Annotated in this window: 20 protein-coding genes and 1 pseudogene; 3 read left to right on the top strand and 18 right to left on the bottom strand. The window is 34.0% G+C overall.

What is annotated here, in order from left to right; translation table 11 throughout:
* The first annotated feature begins 271 nt into the window (after positions 1-271).
* Complete coding sequence (locus ACIQ4I_RS19585; protein ID WP_403099188.1) at positions 272-1,036, top strand: CsxC family protein; 765 nt, start codon at positions 272-274, stop codon at positions 1,034-1,036.
* 180 nt (positions 1,037-1,216) lie between these two features.
* Here the strand turns inward: ACIQ4I_RS19585 and ACIQ4I_RS19580 are convergent.
* The 5 genes and pseudogenes from ACIQ4I_RS19580 to ACIQ4I_RS19560 form a co-directional block, all read right to left on the bottom strand.
* A pseudogene (locus tag ACIQ4I_RS19580) lies at positions 1,217-1,333 on the bottom strand (IS3 family transposase); the annotation flags it as partial.
* Positions 1,334-1,444: 111 nt separating this feature from the next.
* The gene (gene bioB / locus ACIQ4I_RS19575) at positions 1,445-2,443 is read right to left on the bottom strand and encodes a biotin synthase BioB (RefSeq protein WP_403099185.1); all 999 of its coding nucleotides are present in this window, start codon (positions 2,441-2,443) and stop codon (positions 1,445-1,447) included.
* Between the two features lies 1 nt (position 2,444).
* On the bottom strand, positions 2,445-3,035 hold the full coding sequence (locus ACIQ4I_RS19570) for a biotin transporter BioY (protein ID WP_403099184.1): 591 nt from the start codon (positions 3,033-3,035) through the stop codon (positions 2,445-2,447).
* Between the two features lie 395 nt (positions 3,036-3,430).
* Positions 3,431-3,718: a hypothetical protein gene (locus ACIQ4I_RS19565; protein WP_403099181.1), complete on the bottom strand. Its 288-nt coding sequence runs from the start codon at positions 3,716-3,718 to the stop codon at positions 3,431-3,433.
* Positions 3,719-3,984: 266 nt separating this feature from the next.
* A complete protein-coding gene (locus ACIQ4I_RS19560) occupies positions 3,985-4,275 on the bottom strand; it encodes a S8 family serine peptidase (protein ID WP_403099179.1) in 291 nt (96 codons plus the stop codon).
* A 300-nt stretch (positions 4,276-4,575) separates the two neighbouring features.
* On the opposite strand from ACIQ4I_RS19560, the gene ACIQ4I_RS19555 reads away from it, so the two are divergent.
* Positions 4,576-5,004, top strand: a complete 429-nt coding sequence (locus ACIQ4I_RS19555) for a hypothetical protein (protein ID WP_403099176.1) — start codon at positions 4,576-4,578, stop codon at positions 5,002-5,004.
* A 625-nt stretch (positions 5,005-5,629) separates the two neighbouring features.
* Here the strand turns inward: ACIQ4I_RS19555 and ACIQ4I_RS19550 are convergent.
* The 6 genes from ACIQ4I_RS19550 to ACIQ4I_RS19525 form a co-directional block, all read right to left on the bottom strand.
* Positions 5,630-6,244 (bottom strand): PH domain-containing protein, encoded by a 615-nt coding sequence (locus ACIQ4I_RS19550; protein ID WP_403099173.1) that lies wholly within the window; start codon positions 6,242-6,244, stop codon positions 5,630-5,632.
* Between the two features lie 453 nt (positions 6,245-6,697).
* Positions 6,698-7,075: a hypothetical protein gene (locus ACIQ4I_RS19545; protein ID WP_403099171.1), complete on the bottom strand. Its 378-nt coding sequence runs from the start codon at positions 7,073-7,075 to the stop codon at positions 6,698-6,700.
* Positions 7,076-7,115: 40 nt separating this feature from the next.
* Positions 7,116-8,573: an FTR1 family iron permease gene (locus ACIQ4I_RS19540; protein WP_403099168.1), complete on the bottom strand. Its 1,458-nt coding sequence runs from the start codon at positions 8,571-8,573 to the stop codon at positions 7,116-7,118.
* A gap of 324 nt (positions 8,574-8,897) precedes the next feature.
* Positions 8,898-9,548 (bottom strand): FusB/FusC family EF-G-binding protein, encoded by a 651-nt coding sequence (locus ACIQ4I_RS19535; RefSeq protein WP_403099165.1) that lies wholly within the window; start codon positions 9,546-9,548, stop codon positions 8,898-8,900.
* A gap of 417 nt (positions 9,549-9,965) precedes the next feature.
* On the bottom strand, positions 9,966-11,114 hold the full coding sequence (locus ACIQ4I_RS19530) for a VanZ family protein (protein ID WP_403099163.1): 1,149 nt from the start codon (positions 11,112-11,114) through the stop codon (positions 9,966-9,968).
* A 102-nt stretch (positions 11,115-11,216) separates the two neighbouring features.
* Positions 11,217-11,507: a DUF6509 family protein gene (locus tag ACIQ4I_RS19525; protein WP_403099160.1), complete on the bottom strand. Its 291-nt coding sequence runs from the start codon at positions 11,505-11,507 to the stop codon at positions 11,217-11,219.
* 66 nt (positions 11,508-11,573) lie between these two features.
* Between ACIQ4I_RS19525 and ACIQ4I_RS19520 the strand changes: the two genes are divergently transcribed.
* Positions 11,574-12,803, top strand: a complete 1,230-nt coding sequence (locus ACIQ4I_RS19520) for an alanyl-tRNA editing protein (protein ID WP_403099158.1) — start codon at positions 11,574-11,576, stop codon at positions 12,801-12,803.
* Positions 12,804-12,850: 47 nt separating this feature from the next.
* On the opposite strand, the gene ACIQ4I_RS19515 is transcribed toward ACIQ4I_RS19520, so the two are convergent.
* The 7 genes from ACIQ4I_RS19515 to ACIQ4I_RS19485 form a co-directional block, all read right to left on the bottom strand.
* Positions 12,851-13,588: a sulfite exporter TauE/SafE family protein gene (locus ACIQ4I_RS19515; RefSeq protein ID WP_403099156.1), complete on the bottom strand. Its 738-nt coding sequence runs from the start codon at positions 13,586-13,588 to the stop codon at positions 12,851-12,853.
* 173 nt (positions 13,589-13,761) lie between these two features.
* The gene (locus ACIQ4I_RS19510) at positions 13,762-15,075 is read right to left on the bottom strand and encodes a hypothetical protein (RefSeq protein WP_403099154.1); all 1,314 of its coding nucleotides are present in this window, start codon (positions 15,073-15,075) and stop codon (positions 13,762-13,764) included.
* A 149-nt stretch (positions 15,076-15,224) separates the two neighbouring features.
* A complete protein-coding gene (locus tag ACIQ4I_RS19505) occupies positions 15,225-15,923 on the bottom strand; it encodes a hypothetical protein (RefSeq protein WP_403099153.1) in 699 nt (232 codons plus the stop codon).
* On the bottom strand, positions 15,923-16,660 hold the full coding sequence (locus ACIQ4I_RS19500) for a hypothetical protein (RefSeq protein ID WP_403099151.1): 738 nt from the start codon (positions 16,658-16,660) through the stop codon (positions 15,923-15,925). The genes ACIQ4I_RS19505 and ACIQ4I_RS19500 overlap by 1 nt, the downstream gene beginning before the upstream one ends.
* 21 nt (positions 16,661-16,681) lie before the next feature.
* Complete coding sequence (locus ACIQ4I_RS19495) at positions 16,682-17,425, bottom strand: hypothetical protein (RefSeq protein ID WP_403099149.1); 744 nt, start codon at positions 17,423-17,425, stop codon at positions 16,682-16,684.
* A 1-nt stretch (position 17,426) separates the two neighbouring features.
* Positions 17,427-18,158 (bottom strand): hypothetical protein, encoded by a 732-nt coding sequence (locus ACIQ4I_RS19490; RefSeq protein ID WP_403099147.1) that lies wholly within the window; start codon positions 18,156-18,158, stop codon positions 17,427-17,429.
* Entirely contained in the window at positions 18,142-19,038 is an 897-nt protein-coding gene (locus ACIQ4I_RS19485; protein ID WP_403099144.1) for an ATP-binding cassette domain-containing protein, read from the bottom strand. The genes ACIQ4I_RS19490 and ACIQ4I_RS19485 overlap by 17 nt, the downstream gene beginning before the upstream one ends.
* Positions 19,039-19,040 lie beyond the last annotated feature (2 nt).

The following is a 19,040-nucleotide window of genomic DNA, read 5'->3' as shown; positions in this document are numbered from 1 at the left end:
AAATCTTAACTTAATGGTTATCCCTTCACAGATACAAAAGATTAAGACGATCCTAATATGTTAGGGGTAATATAGAAGGTACATGCATCAAGATTGGGTATTTGTTCTTGAGTCTTGCAATGCGGGCCTTACGCCCGTTAATGTGGATATGCCAATTAAAAGTATACTTGGATTAACTAATCTATTAGCCTATTCAACAAGATTTAACCAACATATCGTATTACTGTAGAGTTTGAAAAAGCTCAAAACAAACCAAAGGAGATGTTAATGTATGTCAAAGAAATGTCATAAACATAGTGAGCCATGTGAAATAACTCCAATGCAACAGATTCCGCTCCATGATAAAAATATCGACCTTAAGAAGACTGACAACCCGTGCCCTATATTTAAGGTGCCAGTTGTGCTTGCGGAAACGAAGCTTCAAATTGTAATAGAGGCAGATATCGACCTTGATCCAAAAGCAACAGAGATTAAACGTGTAACAAAGAATGTCTTTTTAACGCAAGTAAAACTTATCCCTGTGGAATTTGAAAAAGCTTCTGATGAACATTGTCACCACATTCCAGGCTTTTTTAAAGTAAAGAAAGCAAAATTATTTGTAGCAGGACATATTCGAAAAAATATCGAATATTCTTCTAGTGAATGTCAAGGTACCCTCCACGATCGAATTGTGACTGTACCGTTTAGTGGATTCGCTGAGCTTAAACATGGTGACTTCTTAATCTCCCCTATTATTGGTGTATCTGATAGTGGCAAATCGTATTTCTTAAATGACAATAATGGTGAAGTGCCTCGATTAGACAAAAACTTCTTCCAAAATCTTGTGAGATACAATGAGCAACCATATGGTGAATTAATAGGTGCTAATTTCTTTGAACTTGATTTCTCACCAAAAACTGTAAAACCAGAAGGGGAATTTGGCAAATTACGTGAAAAAATCGTAATGGATCTCTTTTTAAAAGTATTACAAGTTCAACAATTCCAGGTGCATGCTCATAGGGTATTACCAGTACTTGATGAAGGTACACTTGGATAACATTTTAAAGGTATAATATGGACACTGCACTTTCATAACCCGGCACTTGATAAGATCAATGTGCCGGGTTTTTCAATAGAAAAGTGGATTATGGGCATATGCTACAGAAATAATGAAACACCCCATTAACGTGAACTGCGCCCTTAAAAATGGCCAGTTTAAAAAAGGTAACTTATCAGCTTACGCTGCGATCAAATGACTTCGGTATTGTGCCGGAGTCATTTTCTTTAAGTCCCATTGGTATCTTCTTGTGTTGTATTCCTCTATGTATTCGTCAATCCAGTGTTTTAATTGGTTAAAACGGGGCTTCTAAATAGAAAAAACCCCGAAAGAGTCACTTTTTTAAAGTGTCTACTATTCGGGGTTCAGTTCAACGATCATCACACGGCTTTTTAACATTTGATTATTTTACATACAAGTACTCTTTTGCAATGGTGCCATATCGATTTCAAACCCTAAATCTTCAAGTATTTTCTTATCTTCATCACCTGGTTGACCGTCTGTTGTTAAGTAGTCACCTAAGAAAATAGAGTTGGCAGGATATAAGCTTAATGGTTGAAGTGAACCTAAGTTTACTTCACGACCACCTGATACACGTATTTCCTTCGTCGGATTGATGAAACGGAATAATGCTAACACCTTAAGGCAGTATCTTGGATTCAGTTCATGCGTCCCTTCTAGTGGTGTACCATCGATAGCATTTAAGAAGTTTACTGGAATAGAATCTGCATCTAATGCATGTAGGCTACGTGCCATATCAATAACATCTTGTTTTGTTTCCTTCATACCGACGATTACGCCTGAGCATGGTGAGATTCCTGCTTCTTTTGCACGTTCAACTGTTTGCACACGATCGTCATACGTATGTGAGGTTGTAATGTTAGTGTGATTTCTAGCTGATGTATTGATATTGTGGTTGTAACGATCTACTCCAGCTTCTTTTAGACGCTCGGCTTGCTCAGGCTTTAAAATACCTAAACATGCACAGATCGTCATATCTTGATGCTTTTCTTTAATCGCTTTTACAGAATCAACAACGATATCAATTTCTCGATTCACAGGACCTCTACCACTAGCAACGATGCAATAAGTACCAACATTTAATGCAGCCGCACGATCTGCACCTTCCATAATTTCTTCTTGTTTCATCATTGGATATTTTTCGACTGGTGCCTTTGAGACAATAGATTGTGAACAGTAGCCACAGTTTTCAGGACATAATCCTGATTTTGTATTGATAATCATATTAAGTTTTACTTTATTACCAAAATAGTGGTGGCGGATTTGGTAAGATGCATCGAGTACTTTCAATAGATCAATCTCTGGACACTCTAAAATTGCTAATGCTTCTTCATCTGTGATTTTATATCCTTCAATTACTTGCTGAGCTAATTTTGCGTAATTCATATTAATGACCCACCTTTATAATTTTTTGTAATCGGAAACCAAAGATGCCTGCAAATACTGCTAATATAATGTCTTTTGGAAGAGGCGGAACCATCCATAACCATGCCATTTTGTATGTAAATCCTTCTGGAGCTGCTGCCCAGAGTTTGTATGCATAATACATCCAGTTTGTACCAATTAAATAGTTAATGGCTATCCCAACAAGTGCTGCTACAATATACATAGATTTCGTACGGCGATATTCCACCATTTTCCCTGCTACATAAGCTGATAATATAAACGTTACGATAAATCCAAATGTTGGACTTAAAATAGAAGAAAAACCACCACTAAACCCGGCAAATACAGGTGCTCCAGCTAAACCAACAAGCGTATAAACAGTTATAGATATGGCACCTAGACGGCTACCTAAAACAAGTCCAGCTAAAATTGCAAATAACGGTTGCAGTGTAATGGGTACCCCACCTACTACTAAAAACGGCGCGAAAGATGTAATGTTTGCGCCAATCATCATTAAAGTAGCAAACATTCCACAATACACAATTTCTAATGTAGAAAGCTTACTTTTTGTTCCTGAAACATTTGAAGTCATTTTTTCCCACCCTTAAAGTTAACTAATTTTAAATATAGGTTAACATATTTTCGCGAAAATGAAACTAAAATTTTTTAAAAAGTTAGAAGAATATAGGAAAATCCCGCAGGATCTAGGTAGCTTTATAAATAGTGTGCATTTATCTATGTTGCGATTTTTCTTAGTCATTATATTGTTGGCTTCTTTATCTAGTAGACTTAATAATTTTTCTTCTTTCATGATGGATCATTTGATGTTCATCAAACAATTATCATCACCTACAAAATAAAAAAAACGCTAAATTTCCCGTAAGAAATTTACGAGAAAGAATAGCATTTTTCAATAAACATGGTTCGATTTTAAAGTGGATGGTTTAATGGCTGTTTTAAACGTAATCGTTGTATATTTTTTGTTTTTCATATGTAATATGCTTTTACTTGTGTTGACTTTGCCGTTGTTGAAATTGCCATTAAATTTAGCTTTCCACGGTATTTTTTAACAGCTTTTTTTTGAGAAGGATTTAAATCGCTGTATACCTTGTAAAGTGGCAAGAATTCCGATTTCAGACTCAGTTTCTTTCCTTTGTTGATCTTCTTTACAACATTATTAATCGTCGCTTTATTTTTATTTACATAGATTTTTGATGCAGAATCTTTTGCTGTTGTAAATTGAATTGTTTTGCCCGTAGATTCTTTACTGATCATGCTGATTATTGTTACTTTTGCATAATACGTTGTACCTTGTTTTAAGCTTGTTAATACATAATTCGTATCTGTTGTTGTGATTGCTTTCTTGCCAGTTACTTCTATTCGATATTTCTCTACTAGAACATTACGTTTTGTGCTATCTCATAGTGCAAGGTTGCTGATGTTTTCTTAATATTTAGTACAGAAAATTTGCTAACATTGCTCGGGTTCGCTATAGCTGTATTCAGTAATCCATAACCGTACAGGATCCCTTCCTGTTTCTCCTAAATTAATCGACGTAGTTCACTAGGTGGATAGGTTGGATGTTGTTGCTTTAGTAATACGATCATTCCTGTAATATGGGATGCCGACATGGATGTACCGGCTATTTGTACATAGGATTTTGTTGGACTCAGTGTATAAATGTTTACACCAGGTGCACTATACTCCACCTGATCACCTGTATTGGATTTCTTCCATAGCATTTTAGCATTATCGATCGATGATACGGCAATTACTTCACTATAATTTGCTGGATATTCAACATCATGTGCATTGCCTCCACCATATTGCATCTCTTAACATAACTTCACCTGTCTCTATTCAATTAGTATCGTATGTATATTTCCAATATCTTTAAGGTTTTTTCTAGACAGTTTTATAGTACCATGTAGTAAGAGTATGATTATCTAACAAGCGAGTTAAGTTTAATGTAACAATTCATGTGCAATGTCATCGCTACTGTTCTATAATGTGATAGATTGAGATTTAAAACTTCTAATAACAATGAATAGAAACCTATTTTATTAGGTGAAGAAGGGATTTCTATGTTTAGAAATAAAAAGATTAAAATTCGTGTTTCTGGATGGTCAGCTTTGTTACTAATTATTGCTATTTTAGCTATATCACTTACTTTGGCCATTACAGTGCCTTACTTTGGTTTTTACGGTTTATATAATATACTGGCTAAATTCAATCTAGCGAGTATTGATATTTTCGAAAAATGGTACCAAGATCTTTTCTACTTTGGTTGGTTTATCATATTAATCTTTTCTATGATTATCTTACTTGATTTGTTTTGCTTATTTATCATTGCAAGTTGCAATATAAAATTGACGAAGTCAGTAGATACTATTAGTACTATTACGCAATTTGCTATTAGTGTTGTACTCTTTAAAAAGTTCATTGTTCCTGGTTTCGAGCGTATTGATGTAACATGGGCTGGCACTTTCATTCTTTTCTTATTGCTCTATGTTGTTGTAGCTGTTTTTAGTTATGAAAAGTCTAACAATGTAAACAAATAAGGGGAAATCTTTGATTTGATAACAATTAACATCGTTGTGTCAATATCTATACAACACTTGAACATGCATTGATAGTGTGATAGAATCCTAAAGTTCAGTATTTTATTTCTAAATAAAATCTGAACTTCATGTGAGTTTAAACCTAATTTTGGGTCTTTAGCTTAAAGCTGAAGACTCTTTTTTTATTTGACTCCGTTATATGAAATAGCAACAGTATTGTTAAACAAATCTTTTTATCCAAACCAAATAGCTTGTTTTAAAGAATGCCCATAAGTTTATATTCGCTACTTATAATAAGTCCTTAAGTAGTAGAGGAAATTAAAATAGCTCCCCTGCCTTGCATAGAGCGCGAGAACGAATCGTCTCCAGCTCCGCGCGCCAGCTTTTTGTACCAGATAACTTCTCACTGTGGAGGCAAAAAGCGCCTCTTCGTGTGAAGAACTTCTGACCAATAAAGCTAAACAGGCGCGTTCCGCTTTTGAGACAACGCAGGTGGCTCATGCGGTTTGTGCGCTTAGCGGGGGTGCTTAGCAAAAAATAGTAGAATGTTTTTCAATTCGAGTAAGAAGGATGTCCAATAGTGGGTTTTTCATTCACTTTAAGACAGCTCCCCTCAAATACTATATTAATGATTAATATACAATTCAAACACGTCACTATAATCTTTTTTCATACATTGTTCTTTGTTTCTTAACGCCCAATCATTTGCGAACCGTGTAATTTGTTCGAATGATTGTGCAGGTGTTACTTCTTTTGATTCTATTTTTCCGATAGATTGTGCTGCATAGCTTAAACTATTTTGTGCGATTTCGAAGTTTTTCTTATTATGAAGCATTTCTACTGAAATTGTATGGAATGCTTTATAAAGATCTTTGATATCAGTATCAAACTTTTTATGAATATCAATTGACATCGGTATGTTATCAATTGTGAATTTAATTTCAATATCTAAATCGATCGTACCTGCTGTTTCTAACATTACATCTGATATTGTGCTATGTTCATAATCATATCGTTTTAATAGACGCTTTTTACTGATCGCTGAATCACCGTCTACATGGATTAACGCTTGATTTGTAAAACAGTATTCATCTGACTTCGTTTTAATCAAGAAATACACAACTTCTCCTGATTCATGCTTAACAAAATCATCAGCCTCTGTTTTATCGAAATCCTCTCTTGGTACAACGACCCCAATATCAGATAATCCAAGTGCATCGGATGCTAGTTTTTTTAACATAAAGCATTCCTCCTAAGTTTATTGTTGCTCTACTATATTTACGAAAACCCCCAAAAAAAGTTTCAATAAGAAATTCACTGTTCCGTTTTGCACCAATTATTATCGCGAAAGCTCCATCCACAATAAGAGTAAATTCATGTGGATAAATTTAGACTATGTTAATGGATACTGTTAATTTTTATCCAAATCCCAGTATGCGCTGCGCAAAAACTTGATAAGCATGTGGATAAAATCGTTTTATCCCCTTTTATTAATCTGTTATTAACATTTTGTGCATAAGTTTTATGTTATCTGTGTACAGAAAATTTATTCAAAAAAAGTTTATCCACAAGTTAATGCATCATCATCTAATGGTTTACTGATGAAAGGGAAATCTTCTATAAGCCAATCATCTTAATAACAAAAAAGCCGAAGCACTGTAGCTTCGACTTTTTTACCAAAATAATAGTTAATTTACTTTGTTTTATCAGCTAATTCCTTCAATGCATCAGTCAGCTGATCATTTAATGTACCCAAAGCTTTTTTGTCTAAAGTAGGTGCTTCTGAACCTGCAATCGTTGGATCTAGATATTTTTCAACTTTTCCATAAAGATCTTTATTATCTTTTTTCACTTCATCTTCAAAAACTTTCCATTGATCTTCTAATTTCGGGCCAACTTCTTTTACTTTCGCTTGATCCCCACTATCAATTGCTTTTGATAATTGTTCAGTTGTATCAAGCATTTTATTAACTCCGTCAGAAACTTCATTGCTATTATTTGAACCACAACCAGCTAATAATAACGCGCTTCCAAATCCAATTGATAAAACCATCGATGTTAATTTTTTCATGACCTTTTCCTTCTTTCTTAATGAGTATTATTTATTTTAACTAGTTATTACTTTTAAACTTTTTCACTAGAATGATAGCAACAGCAACAATAACAAGAATTAATTGTGGGATGGCACTCTCCCATGAAGGGTATAATGCAAAGAATTCAATGCTTGGAATACTTTCAACATTAGTTGTTGGAACTAATCCAGCTAATTGTAGGCTATGAATGCCCATTCCAGTAAACTTAATGCAAAGATAAAATACAATTAGGCTTGATACCATAAAGAATGGTCGAAGCGGTAACTTCAAGCCTACATATATCATTAAAAAGGCAATGATTCCTAGGATAGCTGCTCCTATTAGAAAACCAAATAGAAGTGACTGAAGCTTAATTTGGCTTGCCATTCCAATATAAAATAGGACAGTCTCTGTTCCTTCGCGGAATACTGCTAGAAAAGCTAAAACTCCAAGTGAAACAAGTTTTCCGGTAGATAGTGCTGCCTGACTTTTTTCACGAATATATCGATTCCAATCAGCAATATTTGATTGGCTATGAAGCCAATAGCTCATATACAACAACATGACCGCTGCAAATACTCCTGTCCAACCAGCAATAAGTGCATTATTATTACCAAACGCTCCGGAAGATATCACGAATTTGACTATTAGTGCAAGAATAATACTAACTCCAAATCCACTTAGAACGCCACTCCAAATCCATTTCTTTCCTCTTGTTTCGCCTGATTTATTTACAAAAGACATCAAGGCAATTACAACAAGTAATGCTTCCAACCCTTCACGAATAAGGATCATTGCAGCATCCCAATAGGTGTAACTAGATTTTTCGGCTAATGGTGTAAGATAATTAATCATACTATCTATTGTTTCATTTGCTTGTTTATAATTTGGTGGATTAGCAGACAACATTGCTTGTATTTTCACCAAATCTCTTTCGGAATCACTATAGACTGATGCAGATTGTGCAACGACTACTCCCTCAACACTTAGCCAACTAGCACTCGCTTTTTTTATGTCCGCAAGAGCGTTATTTTGATTTTGATTATTTATCTCCTTCTTTGTTTGTTGAAGTAGAATAATAAAATCATCTAAAGAAATGTCTTCTTTCTTAAAACTTTTCTCTTTTGGATACCCACCACTTGCAAATTTGTCATTTACATTCTTTAAACCCTCTAAAGCCTGAACTACCTGATCTTGCTTTTTAAGAGTAAATGCATAGACTACTTGTCCCATATTTGATTCAATATCTTGATAAGCTTTTGCTGAGTCATTTTTTATTCCAGTTTCAATTTCTCGCCAAGTTTTATCATATTCGTTATAGGTTTTCTCTGCTTCAGAGAGGTCCCCTTTTTTTGCCAATTCAATAGCTTTATCAACAGATTTCTCAGCCTTTTTCATATCATCATTGGAATTTCCAGCAGCATACGCAGGATTATGTATTCCAACTCCAATAACTAATAAAAGGATAGTTATAATAAATAGTAATTTTTTTCTCATAGGTTTCTCCCTCGAAGATTATAACAATCTTCAACTTAATTGATAATGAATTTCAATATCAAAATACATTACTATTCTAATCACATTGATGTGGACTGTCAATGAGTAATTTATTGCATTTACATAAATATTTAATCAGGAAAGTAAGTATTTCTACAGGACGTTTTCAGCGCACTATTTTGTGTAGATTTATTCGTATTTTATACAGATTAGAACAAACCCACTTTTGTAGGAAAAACTGAGTTATAGGTACTTAACTTTAGAAAAGATTGTATAAAAAGAAAAGACCTCTCGATTTTCTAATGGAGAGGTCTTTCCTTTTATTTAATGTGTAACACGTTCAAAAAAGTCATTTAATCTTTGCAAATCTGAGATGTTCTCATTGCAATTTTTACTATCTGTACAAATGTAGTTACTGTATTTTGTAAACGTATCTGTAACTTGCCCTTTTACCTTTGTTGTGAACAGACTAACATCTGAATGGCGATTACAAACTGCACAAATCCCTTTAATTACCTTGGTATCGATGTTCCCTTTGATAGCTTTAAGCTTTTCTCGTTGTTCAAGTACTACATACTTACGATGTGTACTAACATCGTCCCAAGTTAAATAGCAGATATGTTGAAAATCTATACTTTCTAGGTTAGGTAATTTTAATTTCTTTTCTTTTTTGAAAAGACTTTTTAAATTACTTACTGTCACTTCTCTAAAAGGAATGACATAGGGTTTTAATCTTTCTAAATATAATTCACCTTGAGTGTAATCCGTCATATTGTATAGTTGCTCGATTCGTATTAATTGATTAGGATCAAGCTCTAAATTTTTTGACAGCTCTGTTTCAACAAGCCCTTTTACGGCAAGAATCACATTTTTATCCTTTGTTGTGTGATGTGTATTTATGATTTTATTCATTTGTTGTTCGATTAAATGATAGTTTGCTACCGACAAGAATGGTTGAATTGTTTGTTTTTCCATTTGAAATCACTCCAATTATTTAGGCTTTAAAACTAAGGGAACTGGCCTAAAGAAATGATCCAATTTGTCTTGGAAAAATAAATCATTTTTTGCCTAAGACATTTTATGAAACTTCGATGGAGATTTCTTTGGCCATGAAGTTTCGTGCTTTAGAGTATGCATTAGAAAATAATGCGACCATTTAGATTCCTCCTTGTAAAGAGAACTACCTTCATATTAGCATCCGTTAACTTAAAATACAATTTTGTAAAATTTTAGTTGCGCGAATCGTTTCATATTTGGATATTCTAAGTTTGATGCCATATACGAATGAATCGGTATCAATGGAGCGAAAGACAGTCGACTTCAGCGGGAAAGCGAAGCTAATTCCACATCATTCTAGTATTTATGAAATTGATGCCTATTTAATCCAGCATATCAACCTTTTCTTGTCGTATATAAATTAGAAGCCTCATCGAAATAGAATCTACGTTTACCTTTTCCAAATACAACAAGCATAATATGGATAAAGAGTACAACTGTTAAGATAAAGTACAGAATCATTGTTCCAATTTGTAGGAAAACCGAAACATGATAATACGGCGAATCCATTGAAATTTGAGATTGATTTAAAACATTTATTACGAAGATAATAAAAAATGTTACATAAATCGCAGCAAAACGTTTAAATAGTCGATTTATTGTAGAACTGCGACTAACTTTACTATCGTAGCGGAAACGTATAATGAATGTCCCTAGGGTTCTTCCATTCCAAAGTATTGGAATCACAAAGAAAACTATAAATAGAGAAATAGAGCGCATTAGAAATTCATTTACTTCATTTGTGCTCGTAACATGTAGAATAATTTGAGTCACAGTATCAGAGATAAATAAATCAATGACAACTGATAGTAATACGGCCATCGGTTTTACTTCATCTAGTTTTAATAAAAGCTCTGCCTTCTCATGGATTTTTTCTTTCGATGGGAATAGTGCTAATACTGCTGGAGCGATAAAGAATCCAACAACCCCACCCAATGTATTTAACATTAGATCATCCACATCAAAAATTCGATAGGCACAGTTGTAAATCCCATAAATCCCCGTCACTTGTGTCAATTCATAAAATAATGTCAATAAAAATGTAAGCCCAAATGCAATGGGCCATTTTTTCTTTTGTTGTAAGAAATAACGTAAGTAGACACCAAAGGGCATTAATAACATAAAATTAAAAAACGCTTGGTAGAATGCAGGCTGTTTAAATAAATGTATATACGTTACGGGTTGTGACCATATAATTTCGCTGTTTTTAGACATATCGATCACGAACTGGAATGGTACTAAAGAGTAATGTTGTGTTCCAGGTTCTTGCATTGAACAAGTATCTCGAATTGTTGGTAAAGGTAATAATACTAAAAATAGCGCAGCCAAAAAGTAAAAGATAAACGAGAACGAAATTAACGTTGTAGATAATGGCATAAATCCATATTTTCGATATGTATAAATAAGCCATGGAATCCAAATCACAAATGCTAGTAGTATAAAAGTAAAAATCGCAATTAGAATCGGTTGTGTATAAGCATCCATTTCTTTCAACTCCTTTTTTTCTGAACGGAAATAGACATCCAGAAATCCTACACTTAAGTATTCCCGAATGTCTATTAGACAAAGCATATTACAGGCTGTTTTTTATTCTCCTGCAGCAATATGTTCTTTACAAAAAGCTAAAATCATTTCTTCTTCATCATCTTCTAATGCAAAGTCTAATAATTTTTGGCTTGCTTTTGCAGTGATAAAGTAACTAGCTAATGCAAGTTCGTCATCTTTTTTTGCGACAATCGCTCGAATCTCAATTCCTCCTTCTGTATACAGTTCATCGTCTTCATCTACATTAATATCCAACAGAAATTCGAAACGTTGACCTTCAATAATATTAGTTGGATCTAAAATTTCTTCCATTGTATATGATAAAATATCCAATAAAATCGCTCCTTTTACATCTTTCACTACTTTATAATATAGGAAATTGGCAATTAGTAAAGTTTTATGTTAAAAATAGGCGATAACATAAGGGAGTGTGGAAAAATGCAAGAACTTTTCTATTATCAAGATGGCATGATGAAGGAATTTAACGCAAGGGTTCTAACTCAACAAGAGGATGAAGAAGGAAGAAAATATATCGTATTAGACAATACTGCTTTTTACCCCACTGGTGGTGGACAACCGCATGATAAAGGTATGTTAAATACTGTGGAAGTAATAGATGTGGAGAAAATTGATGGTGAGATTCGACATTATGTAACTAAGTTTTTGCCAGATAATACGACAGAAGTTCATGGTGTGCTTGATTGGCAACGTCGCTTCGATCATATGCAGCAACATGCTGGCCAACATATTTTAACGGCAGCTTTTGTTGAGCTTTTCAACTATCCTACGGTAAGTTTTCATCTTGGGACAGAAACAGTGACGATCGATATTGATCATGCGAAAATTTCAGATGAAGAACTGGCTGCAGTAGAAAAGAGAGCAAACAACATTATTTTGGAAAATCGCCCAATTGTAACAAAATGGGTAACAGAAGAAGAGATTTTAAATTATAATTTACGAAAAGCTGTCTCTGTTACTGGAGAAATTCGTCTCGTTATTATTCCAGATTACGATTATAACGGTTGTGGAGGCACTCACCCTACATCTACCGGACAGGTTCAAGCTATTAAAATTTTAGCGACAGAAAAGCAAAAGAAAAAAACACGTGTGCATTTTGTCTGTGGAGGACGTGTACTTCATGAACTACATTGGCGAAAAAAAGAATTATCTGAAGCAGCTCGTCTTTCAAATGCACCTGAAGAGAGAACAGCACAAGCCGTAACAAAGCTATTACAAACGCAAAAGGAACTTGAAAAAGCCTTAGCTGATGCCAATAATCAATTGCTAACTTTTGAAGTAAAAGAATTAATAAAAGAATCCGATGACAATCTTATTTGTAAAATATTTACCTCCCGCTCCGTTCAGGAGTTACAACAACTAGCACGCGCAATTATATCTACAGATGAAGCAAGCACTGCCCTATTCGTTTCAAAGCATGCTGATAAACTACAATTTGTGGCAGCAAAAGGGGAGGCTGCACATATTGGTAGCATGAAGGAAATAGCAAACACTGTATTACCAGTCATCAACGGTAAGGGTGGCGGAAATGATACCTTTGTCCAAGGTGGCGGTGAGGTTACTATTTCTGCTGAACAATTGCTTGAGCAGATGACAAAAGTGTTAGTATAGTACAAAAGGACGTTTCCAATCTATTGAGGGAAGCGTTCTTTTACCAGTTACCCTCTAAAATAACTGATTACAATTTGAACTATTAGAATAAGCGTAATCATTCTCAGTAATGGATTCACATATTTCGTATCCAGCTTTCGTGCAACCCTTACTGCTACTTGTGCTCCGATTGTTGAACCTATCATTAAAGCGATCGTTAATCCCCACATTATCTTTCCTGTAGCAATGTAGGAAATTGCTGAACCGAAGCAACCTGCAAATACCCCTACCCTGGCAAGTCCAACAGCACGAATATAGACAATCTTTTCATGTGCATATAAATACATTTGTAGTGTGCCACTCCCCGGTCCGAACATACCATCATACATACTAATCCCTAACAATGAAGGCACCGTTATTTTATTGGGCTTAAATAATGCATGTCCTTCAAAATCATTTTTACTAAAAAATGAAGTGACAAATGCGAAGGCAAGTAAAATAATGGCGATCATTGTTAATGTGCTATCGCTTAAGAGGGTAGCGATGACTCCACCAAGTGCCCCTCCTATTAAACACATCACAAGAACCGTAAACGTTTCTTTTAACGAAATCTCTTTTTCTTTGAAAATAACAAGAAAGCTTGTAAAAGAACTAACAGTATTTGAAACTTTATTTGCTCCGATTGCAGAATGGGCAGGTAACCCCATTAGTAACATCGTCGGTAATGTAATCAGACCTCCACCGCCACATAGTACGCCGACAAAATTACCTAAGAATCCAATGATCATAAAAACAAAAAATTCCATCTCTACACCCAACTTTATGTATAGTTTATCCCCAATTAACAGGCAAAAGAGACTCGCTGAATACGACCTATTTTAATAGGATAAGTTCTTCTTATAACGTATTATTATTATTTGCCTTATTAATAGAAAAACTGTGGATACTAGTTGGTACCCACAGCATATTAATAGATCATTTATTCGAATATTTTCCCAGAGGTGAATATCATCGATGGCTGCACTGCTATTTTTTCGATAAAACGATTCCAGTCTTCAATCATTGTACTGAAATGAAAGGCATCTGGTTTACCTGCAGGATAAGTGATAGACTCTGCATTCTCATAAAACTCATCCCAATCATTTTGCTCCTGATAACGTTCAAGTAGGCTACCAGCTTCTACTTTTTTCTGAAATTCTGCGAATGCAGCTGGCAAAACTTCTAGAAAAACAGATTCAACATTTTCCTCTTGAATATGACTTCGCATAATAGTTGCCCAATGCAAAACAACCTTCTCATTTAATTTCGCATATTTCTTATTTAGACGTGTATATGGATAGTGTTTAGATTCTTCTTGACGTTTATTAATATCTTCAATTTTATAAGAAGTAAATGATTGATAGACTCTGCCTAGTTTTTCTTTCAAATTTTGAGACAGATCCTCTTTACGTGATAGAACCTCTAATTTCATACCTAGATAACCTAACTCTACCCCAAGCTGTTCCTCGCTTACAGCTGTTGATTTTTGATTAATAAGCCATTTATGAGCAGATTGATAGAAAGCTCCTGCAGCTGCTAAATCATAAGGAGTATATAAATGCTCAGGTAATAAAATACATTGAGAATAGACCTTAGATACCACCAAACGGAGAATGTCTCCCATAAAGTATGAATCTCTTTCAAGCCATTCGTCTTTTGTTCCTTTAATGTAAGCATAATCAGGATAAATACTGATAAATTGCTCATATTGCTTTATTTTACGTTCATAAAGAGCAGCAATTGACTTTCGCATTAACTCTTTTTCACTATTGATCTCATTTCGCTCAAAGAAGGTACCCACTGTTTTAACATAAGCATTTGAAAGGCGTTCAAAGCCACGCCCTAAAATGGCATTTAATTTCTTAAGCTGTTGTTCCTTTTCTTGACCTTCAAAATCACGATGAATCCGTGCCTTATACGTACTATATTCAGAAGCTAAAAAGTTAATATGTTCACTAATAGCGGCAATTCTTTCAAAAGATACCCCACCTCTTGCACTCACATTAAATTCGACCATTTTCCAAAAGATTTCCTTTGGTAAACCATTCAATTCAATTTCTTCCTTTGTAAGTGCTTGCACTTTCATACGCTTATTAGCAGAGAAATATTGAGGTATTCTATTCTCGGCATCTTGTTTATAATGTTCTTTTATTTTTTCAACATTTAGTATAATTTGTAAATTTTCATGGTCATTCTTTGTATCATGCTCATTGAATGACACAGATGGTAAAGGCCAATTCTCATGTTCCTTCATGTCCTTTTAAAGGGCCCCCTTTTCAAATTTCAGACCAAATTGAATATTACTAAAATCATTATGCTTATTCTATCAATAATTGTGACATGCGACTAGAGAATTTTTCACTATTACTTTATTTTATGAACGTTTTTTATCGTTTATTGCACTTATTCAGCTTTCCATATTAAATGATTGATATCCTTAATTTTCACTTGCTTTGGCACTTTTAAATTTATGATGGTATATCCATCTAAAAAAGATGAATAACCGCTTCGAGAGTACCCCTTGAAATATCCTGGATTAAACGAAAATAAGGGTGTTGAATCTGTGATAACATGATATGTCTTTTCCAACACTGCTGGTTTTGAAATGCGTAATGTGTGTGGAAATTGCCAATCTACTTTGGCATAAGAAATTTCATCATTGAAATTTAGTGAACGATGGTAGGCGTTTGAATGATACACCTCTCCTTCCACTATATGATTATTGTTCTTTATACGTTGAACATAAACAATTAAATTATCATTCCCTGTATCAGCCGTAATATATAGTTTATTTCCTTCTATATTTTGCTTAAAGGATTTGACAAAGAAATCTTCCTCTTTCCCCTTTAATTGGTGATGTTCTGCACGAGTAACAAAGTCTTCATTTTGCTTCACTATATTTACTTTTTCCGATTTCGTCATTACTTTAACATCACCCTTCATAAAGCCAACATAGATCGTCGCTATAATTAATAGGGTGCCATAAACAACTAATATTATTTTCATATATTGCAGCTTCAACTGAACTATTTGAAACAATTTCTTTGCCACCAAGATAATTGACCCAAAAATCAACATGCTAATAATAACAGAAAGAGTCATCACATCTTTACCTCCAATTTATTACTCATTAAATAAGCAATACACATGGAGATTAGTGAAATTATCAAAAAGGGAATATCGAATAATAGTGAATTTGAGGATGACTTAATATTCTCTAAAAACGTACCGTACATATGAAACATAGAGCTTTTAAATATCAGCACCAAAGCGGCTCCCCCAACTATTGACCATTTAGATATTTGACTAAGTATACTAATGACATATGAAAATGTTCCAACGGCTAGTGCTATAACAGTCATCGTAAAGAGGTTATTAAAAAATACAACGGGCGCATTCCATAGTGTATATCCGATAATATACTCTGCGCCGAAAACTAAATTTCGTATCATCGCTTGAAGATAATTAGCCATACTTGTAGTAAGTGCAATTGTTAAACTGAATAGTCCTATAAGCAATAAATCACCTACAACGTGATTAGTACTACTATAACTAAATTGGCTTCCAATCTTCCTTTGCTCTTTACTTGGAAGTTGTAGGATAACCACAAAAAGCCAAAACAAAGTAATAATAAACATAACCGTCGGAACATGTATTTTAAAATCAATTATCATATTGTCACTGCTTGTTCCCTCTCCCATACTACCACCGTATGATGTCAGTAAAAGCATAACAAGTTCAATGATTACTAGCTGCATAAAACTACTGATATGCATTTGAATTTTTAACGTAAGCTGTTTTTTCAATACATACATTTTCGAAGGCTTCACTAATTCCATCAGCTTTCTCCCTTCTCTCGATTAATCATAAATACGCATATTATTTTCATCGATAATATCCATATGTTTTGGTACTTTTAAATACAGAAAATAAGAAGTATTTAAATCGATCTCATGCTCTGCTTCCCATTTTGATGAATAATCTAGATTTTCATTTTCAAATAAGCTTTGCCCAACTGGAAATGCCACGATTTTATCCGTAATGATTTTATTATTTAATTTGATAGATTTTGGATTCTGAATAAATAATGTATGATTGTTTTTCCAAGTAACTTTTGGCTGTTGTATCTTATTTGTGAGGTCAAGTCTGTATTGAATAAACGGTGAGCGGTACAGATGGGCCGATACTTGTTGTGAATCAGATTGAATCCATTCGACAACAACACGCACATAAGGATATGGTCCATTTTCATCCAAAAGTTTTAATTCCAATTTGTCACCTTTAACTTCAAACGACCAATCTTCCAAATTATATTTACTATATTTAGCTAATTTCCCTTGTATTAAATCCTTTGCAAATGTTTCATGTTTCTGAACTTCCGTTTGCTGTTCAGCTTTGCTTAGAACTTTCAAATCTTGTTTATTGGGTAATAAAAAATATACAATCGGTGATAGCAGCAACACACAGCTATAAATCAAAATAAATATTTTTGAAAACTTTTGATTGCCTCTCATATATTTTTTTGCAAAAGTAAGAACTAAAAGTGTAGGTACGATCAATATAACAACTGTCAATATGATTGTTATCGTTAGCAAATAGTTCATTTTACCGCACCTCCAACGCTGTGGAAAATCTTGTACTGATACCAAATAATAGAGTAATTGATATACAAATACTTCCAAAGAACAAAGACGGATTGTTCAGCTTTTCGTATACAACCTCAGCATCTTGTTTTTGTAACCAAAATAAGAAAGCGCAGATTGCCGCAAAAAATAGCGTATAAACAAATTTATATTTATAGGCGAGTAATCCTAAAAAATAGCCAATAGCACTTGTGAACAATAAACATAATATTCCGATTATAAAATTTACAAAAAATATGCGTGGTTCATGTAGCAAATTCGATTCATCTATAATGCCTGTTGAGTTGTACAGTGAAAGCACAATTCGTGTTACATAGTTCAACAACATAGTTGTAAGACTAGCGAATATTGAAAAGCATAAAAAGAGAGATATATTTGTGGTATGTTCCATTTTCCTTGTAACGATAAATGATGCCATTTCTAACCGCTGTTGCTTTTTTGTTACCAAAATCCCCATATAAAATGACCAAATAGCCGAGAAAAAGAGAACGAAAATTGGTGTAAATGCGTGGTATTCTAGATTTACAAGCGGAGCGCTACCACTCATCAATATCCCATCTATATATAAAAACAAAACTTCAGCAATAATTTGCAAAATGACCAAATAGAGTAACATATCCAAATACATATGGATTTTCAACTTAAATTGCGCTGAATAGATATCCCTGAAGCTTTTATTAATTAAAAAGTTCATCAATCCCCACATCCCTTGTATTTGTCATATACATATATACTTCGCTCGCACTAACAGATGAAATGGTAATATCCTCTTGCTGTAATGCTCGTTCATCAAAGGTGCAATCTTCAGCTCTTAAAAGAACTTTTGCATATCCCGGGGCTATTTGCTTTTCATCTAGCTTTTCGAGTCCAACAGTCCACTTTTGTATAGCATCAGTTGGACCTTGCAGTGCCAATGCAAATAATTGTATTTCCTCCAACGATTTATTAAAAACCACTATTCCTTGATCTATGAGCAATACAACCTCAAGTAAATGCTCCATTTCCTCTAAAAAGTGACTCGAAATAATAATGGTTCTTGGATTAGCTATATAGTCTTTTAAAAGTGCTCTGTAAACATCTTTTCGAACCGCCTCATCCATCCCGTTAATCGGTTCATCGAATAATGTTAGTGCACAATGTGTTGATAAGCCTAAGATAAAGTTAAAGGTATTTTTCATCCCTTTTGATAAGTCACTATGATACGCTTGGGGATCCAGACTAAAATATGATATTAGCTTGTTGGCAAGACTTTCATCCCAATTACCGTAAAAGTTCGCTGCTGTCTCTAAAATATCCTGTAATGTAAATGATCCCGGAAATTGCATCTGATCATGAATATAGATGGAATTTGCAGATACAAACAAATTATTAAAAGGCGTTTCTCCAAATACTTTTACCACACCTGAAGTTGGTTTTGTCATACCTGCTAAAAGTTGCAAAAGTGTCGTCTTTCCTGCACCATTACGTCCTAGTAAACCCATAATTTTGTTCTCTTCTAGCTGAAAGGTAATATTCGATAATGCATCTTTTGTTTTAAACTTTTTTTGTACATTAGAACATTCAATCACAGTCATCT

The organism is Rummeliibacillus sp. NPDC094406 (assembly GCF_044763875.1).
Lineage (GTDB): Bacteria > Bacillota > Bacilli > Bacillales_A > Planococcaceae > Rummeliibacillus.
The sequence above is the reverse complement of the archived record's forward strand: the minus strand, read 5'-3'. Positions and strand labels throughout refer to the sequence as shown.

Coding starts and splice junctions, on each gene's coding strand:
- ACIQ4I_RS19505 (WP_403099153.1), bottom strand. CDS start 15,923: ATGACTCTTTCTGTTATTATTAGCATGTTGATTTTTGGGTCAATTATC.
- ACIQ4I_RS19565 (WP_403099181.1), bottom strand. CDS start 3,718: ATGATCAGTAAAGAATCTACGGGCAAAACAATTCAATTTACAACAGCA.
- ACIQ4I_RS19545 (WP_403099171.1), bottom strand. CDS start 7,075: ATGAAAAAATTAACATCGATGGTTTTATCAATTGGATTTGGAAGCGCG.
- bioB (WP_403099185.1), bottom strand. CDS start 2,443: ATGAATTACGCAAAATTAGCTCAGCAAGTAATTGAAGGATATAAAATC.
- ACIQ4I_RS19515 (WP_403099156.1), bottom strand. CDS start 13,588: ATGGAATTTTTTGTTTTTATGATCATTGGATTCTTAGGTAATTTTGTC.
- ACIQ4I_RS19540 (WP_403099168.1), bottom strand. CDS start 8,573: ATGAGAAAAAAATTACTATTTATTATAACTATCCTTTTATTAGTTATT.
- ACIQ4I_RS19550 (WP_403099173.1), bottom strand. CDS start 6,244: ATGTTAAAAAAACTAGCATCCGATGCACTTGGATTATCTGATATTGGG.
- ACIQ4I_RS19530 (WP_403099163.1), bottom strand. CDS start 11,114: ATGGATGCTTATACACAACCGATTCTAATTGCGATTTTTACTTTTATA.
- ACIQ4I_RS19520 (WP_403099158.1), top strand. CDS start 11,574: ATGTTAAAAATAGGCGATAACATAAGGGAGTGTGGAAAAATGCAAGAA.
- ACIQ4I_RS19490 (WP_403099147.1), bottom strand. CDS start 18,158: ATGAACTTTTTAATTAATAAAAGCTTCAGGGATATCTATTCAGCGCAA.
- ACIQ4I_RS19485 (WP_403099144.1), bottom strand. CDS start 19,038: ATGACTGTGATTGAATGTTCTAATGTACAAAAAAAGTTTAAAACAAAA.
- ACIQ4I_RS19560 (WP_403099179.1), bottom strand. CDS start 4,275: ATGCAATATGGTGGAGGCAATGCACATGATGTTGAATATCCAGCAAAT.
- ACIQ4I_RS19570 (WP_403099184.1), bottom strand. CDS start 3,035: ATGACTTCAAATGTTTCAGGAACAAAAAGTAAGCTTTCTACATTAGAA.
- ACIQ4I_RS19585 (WP_403099188.1), top strand. CDS start 272: ATGTCAAAGAAATGTCATAAACATAGTGAGCCATGTGAAATAACTCCA.
- ACIQ4I_RS19495 (WP_403099149.1), bottom strand. CDS start 17,425: ATGAACTATTTGCTAACGATAACAATCATATTGACAGTTGTTATATTG.
- ACIQ4I_RS19510 (WP_403099154.1), bottom strand. CDS start 15,075: ATGAAGGAACATGAGAATTGGCCTTTACCATCTGTGTCATTCAATGAG.
- ACIQ4I_RS19535 (WP_403099165.1), bottom strand. CDS start 9,548: ATGGAAAAACAAACAATTCAACCATTCTTGTCGGTAGCAAACTATCAT.
- ACIQ4I_RS19500 (WP_403099151.1), bottom strand. CDS start 16,660: ATGGAATTAGTGAAGCCTTCGAAAATGTATGTATTGAAAAAACAGCTT.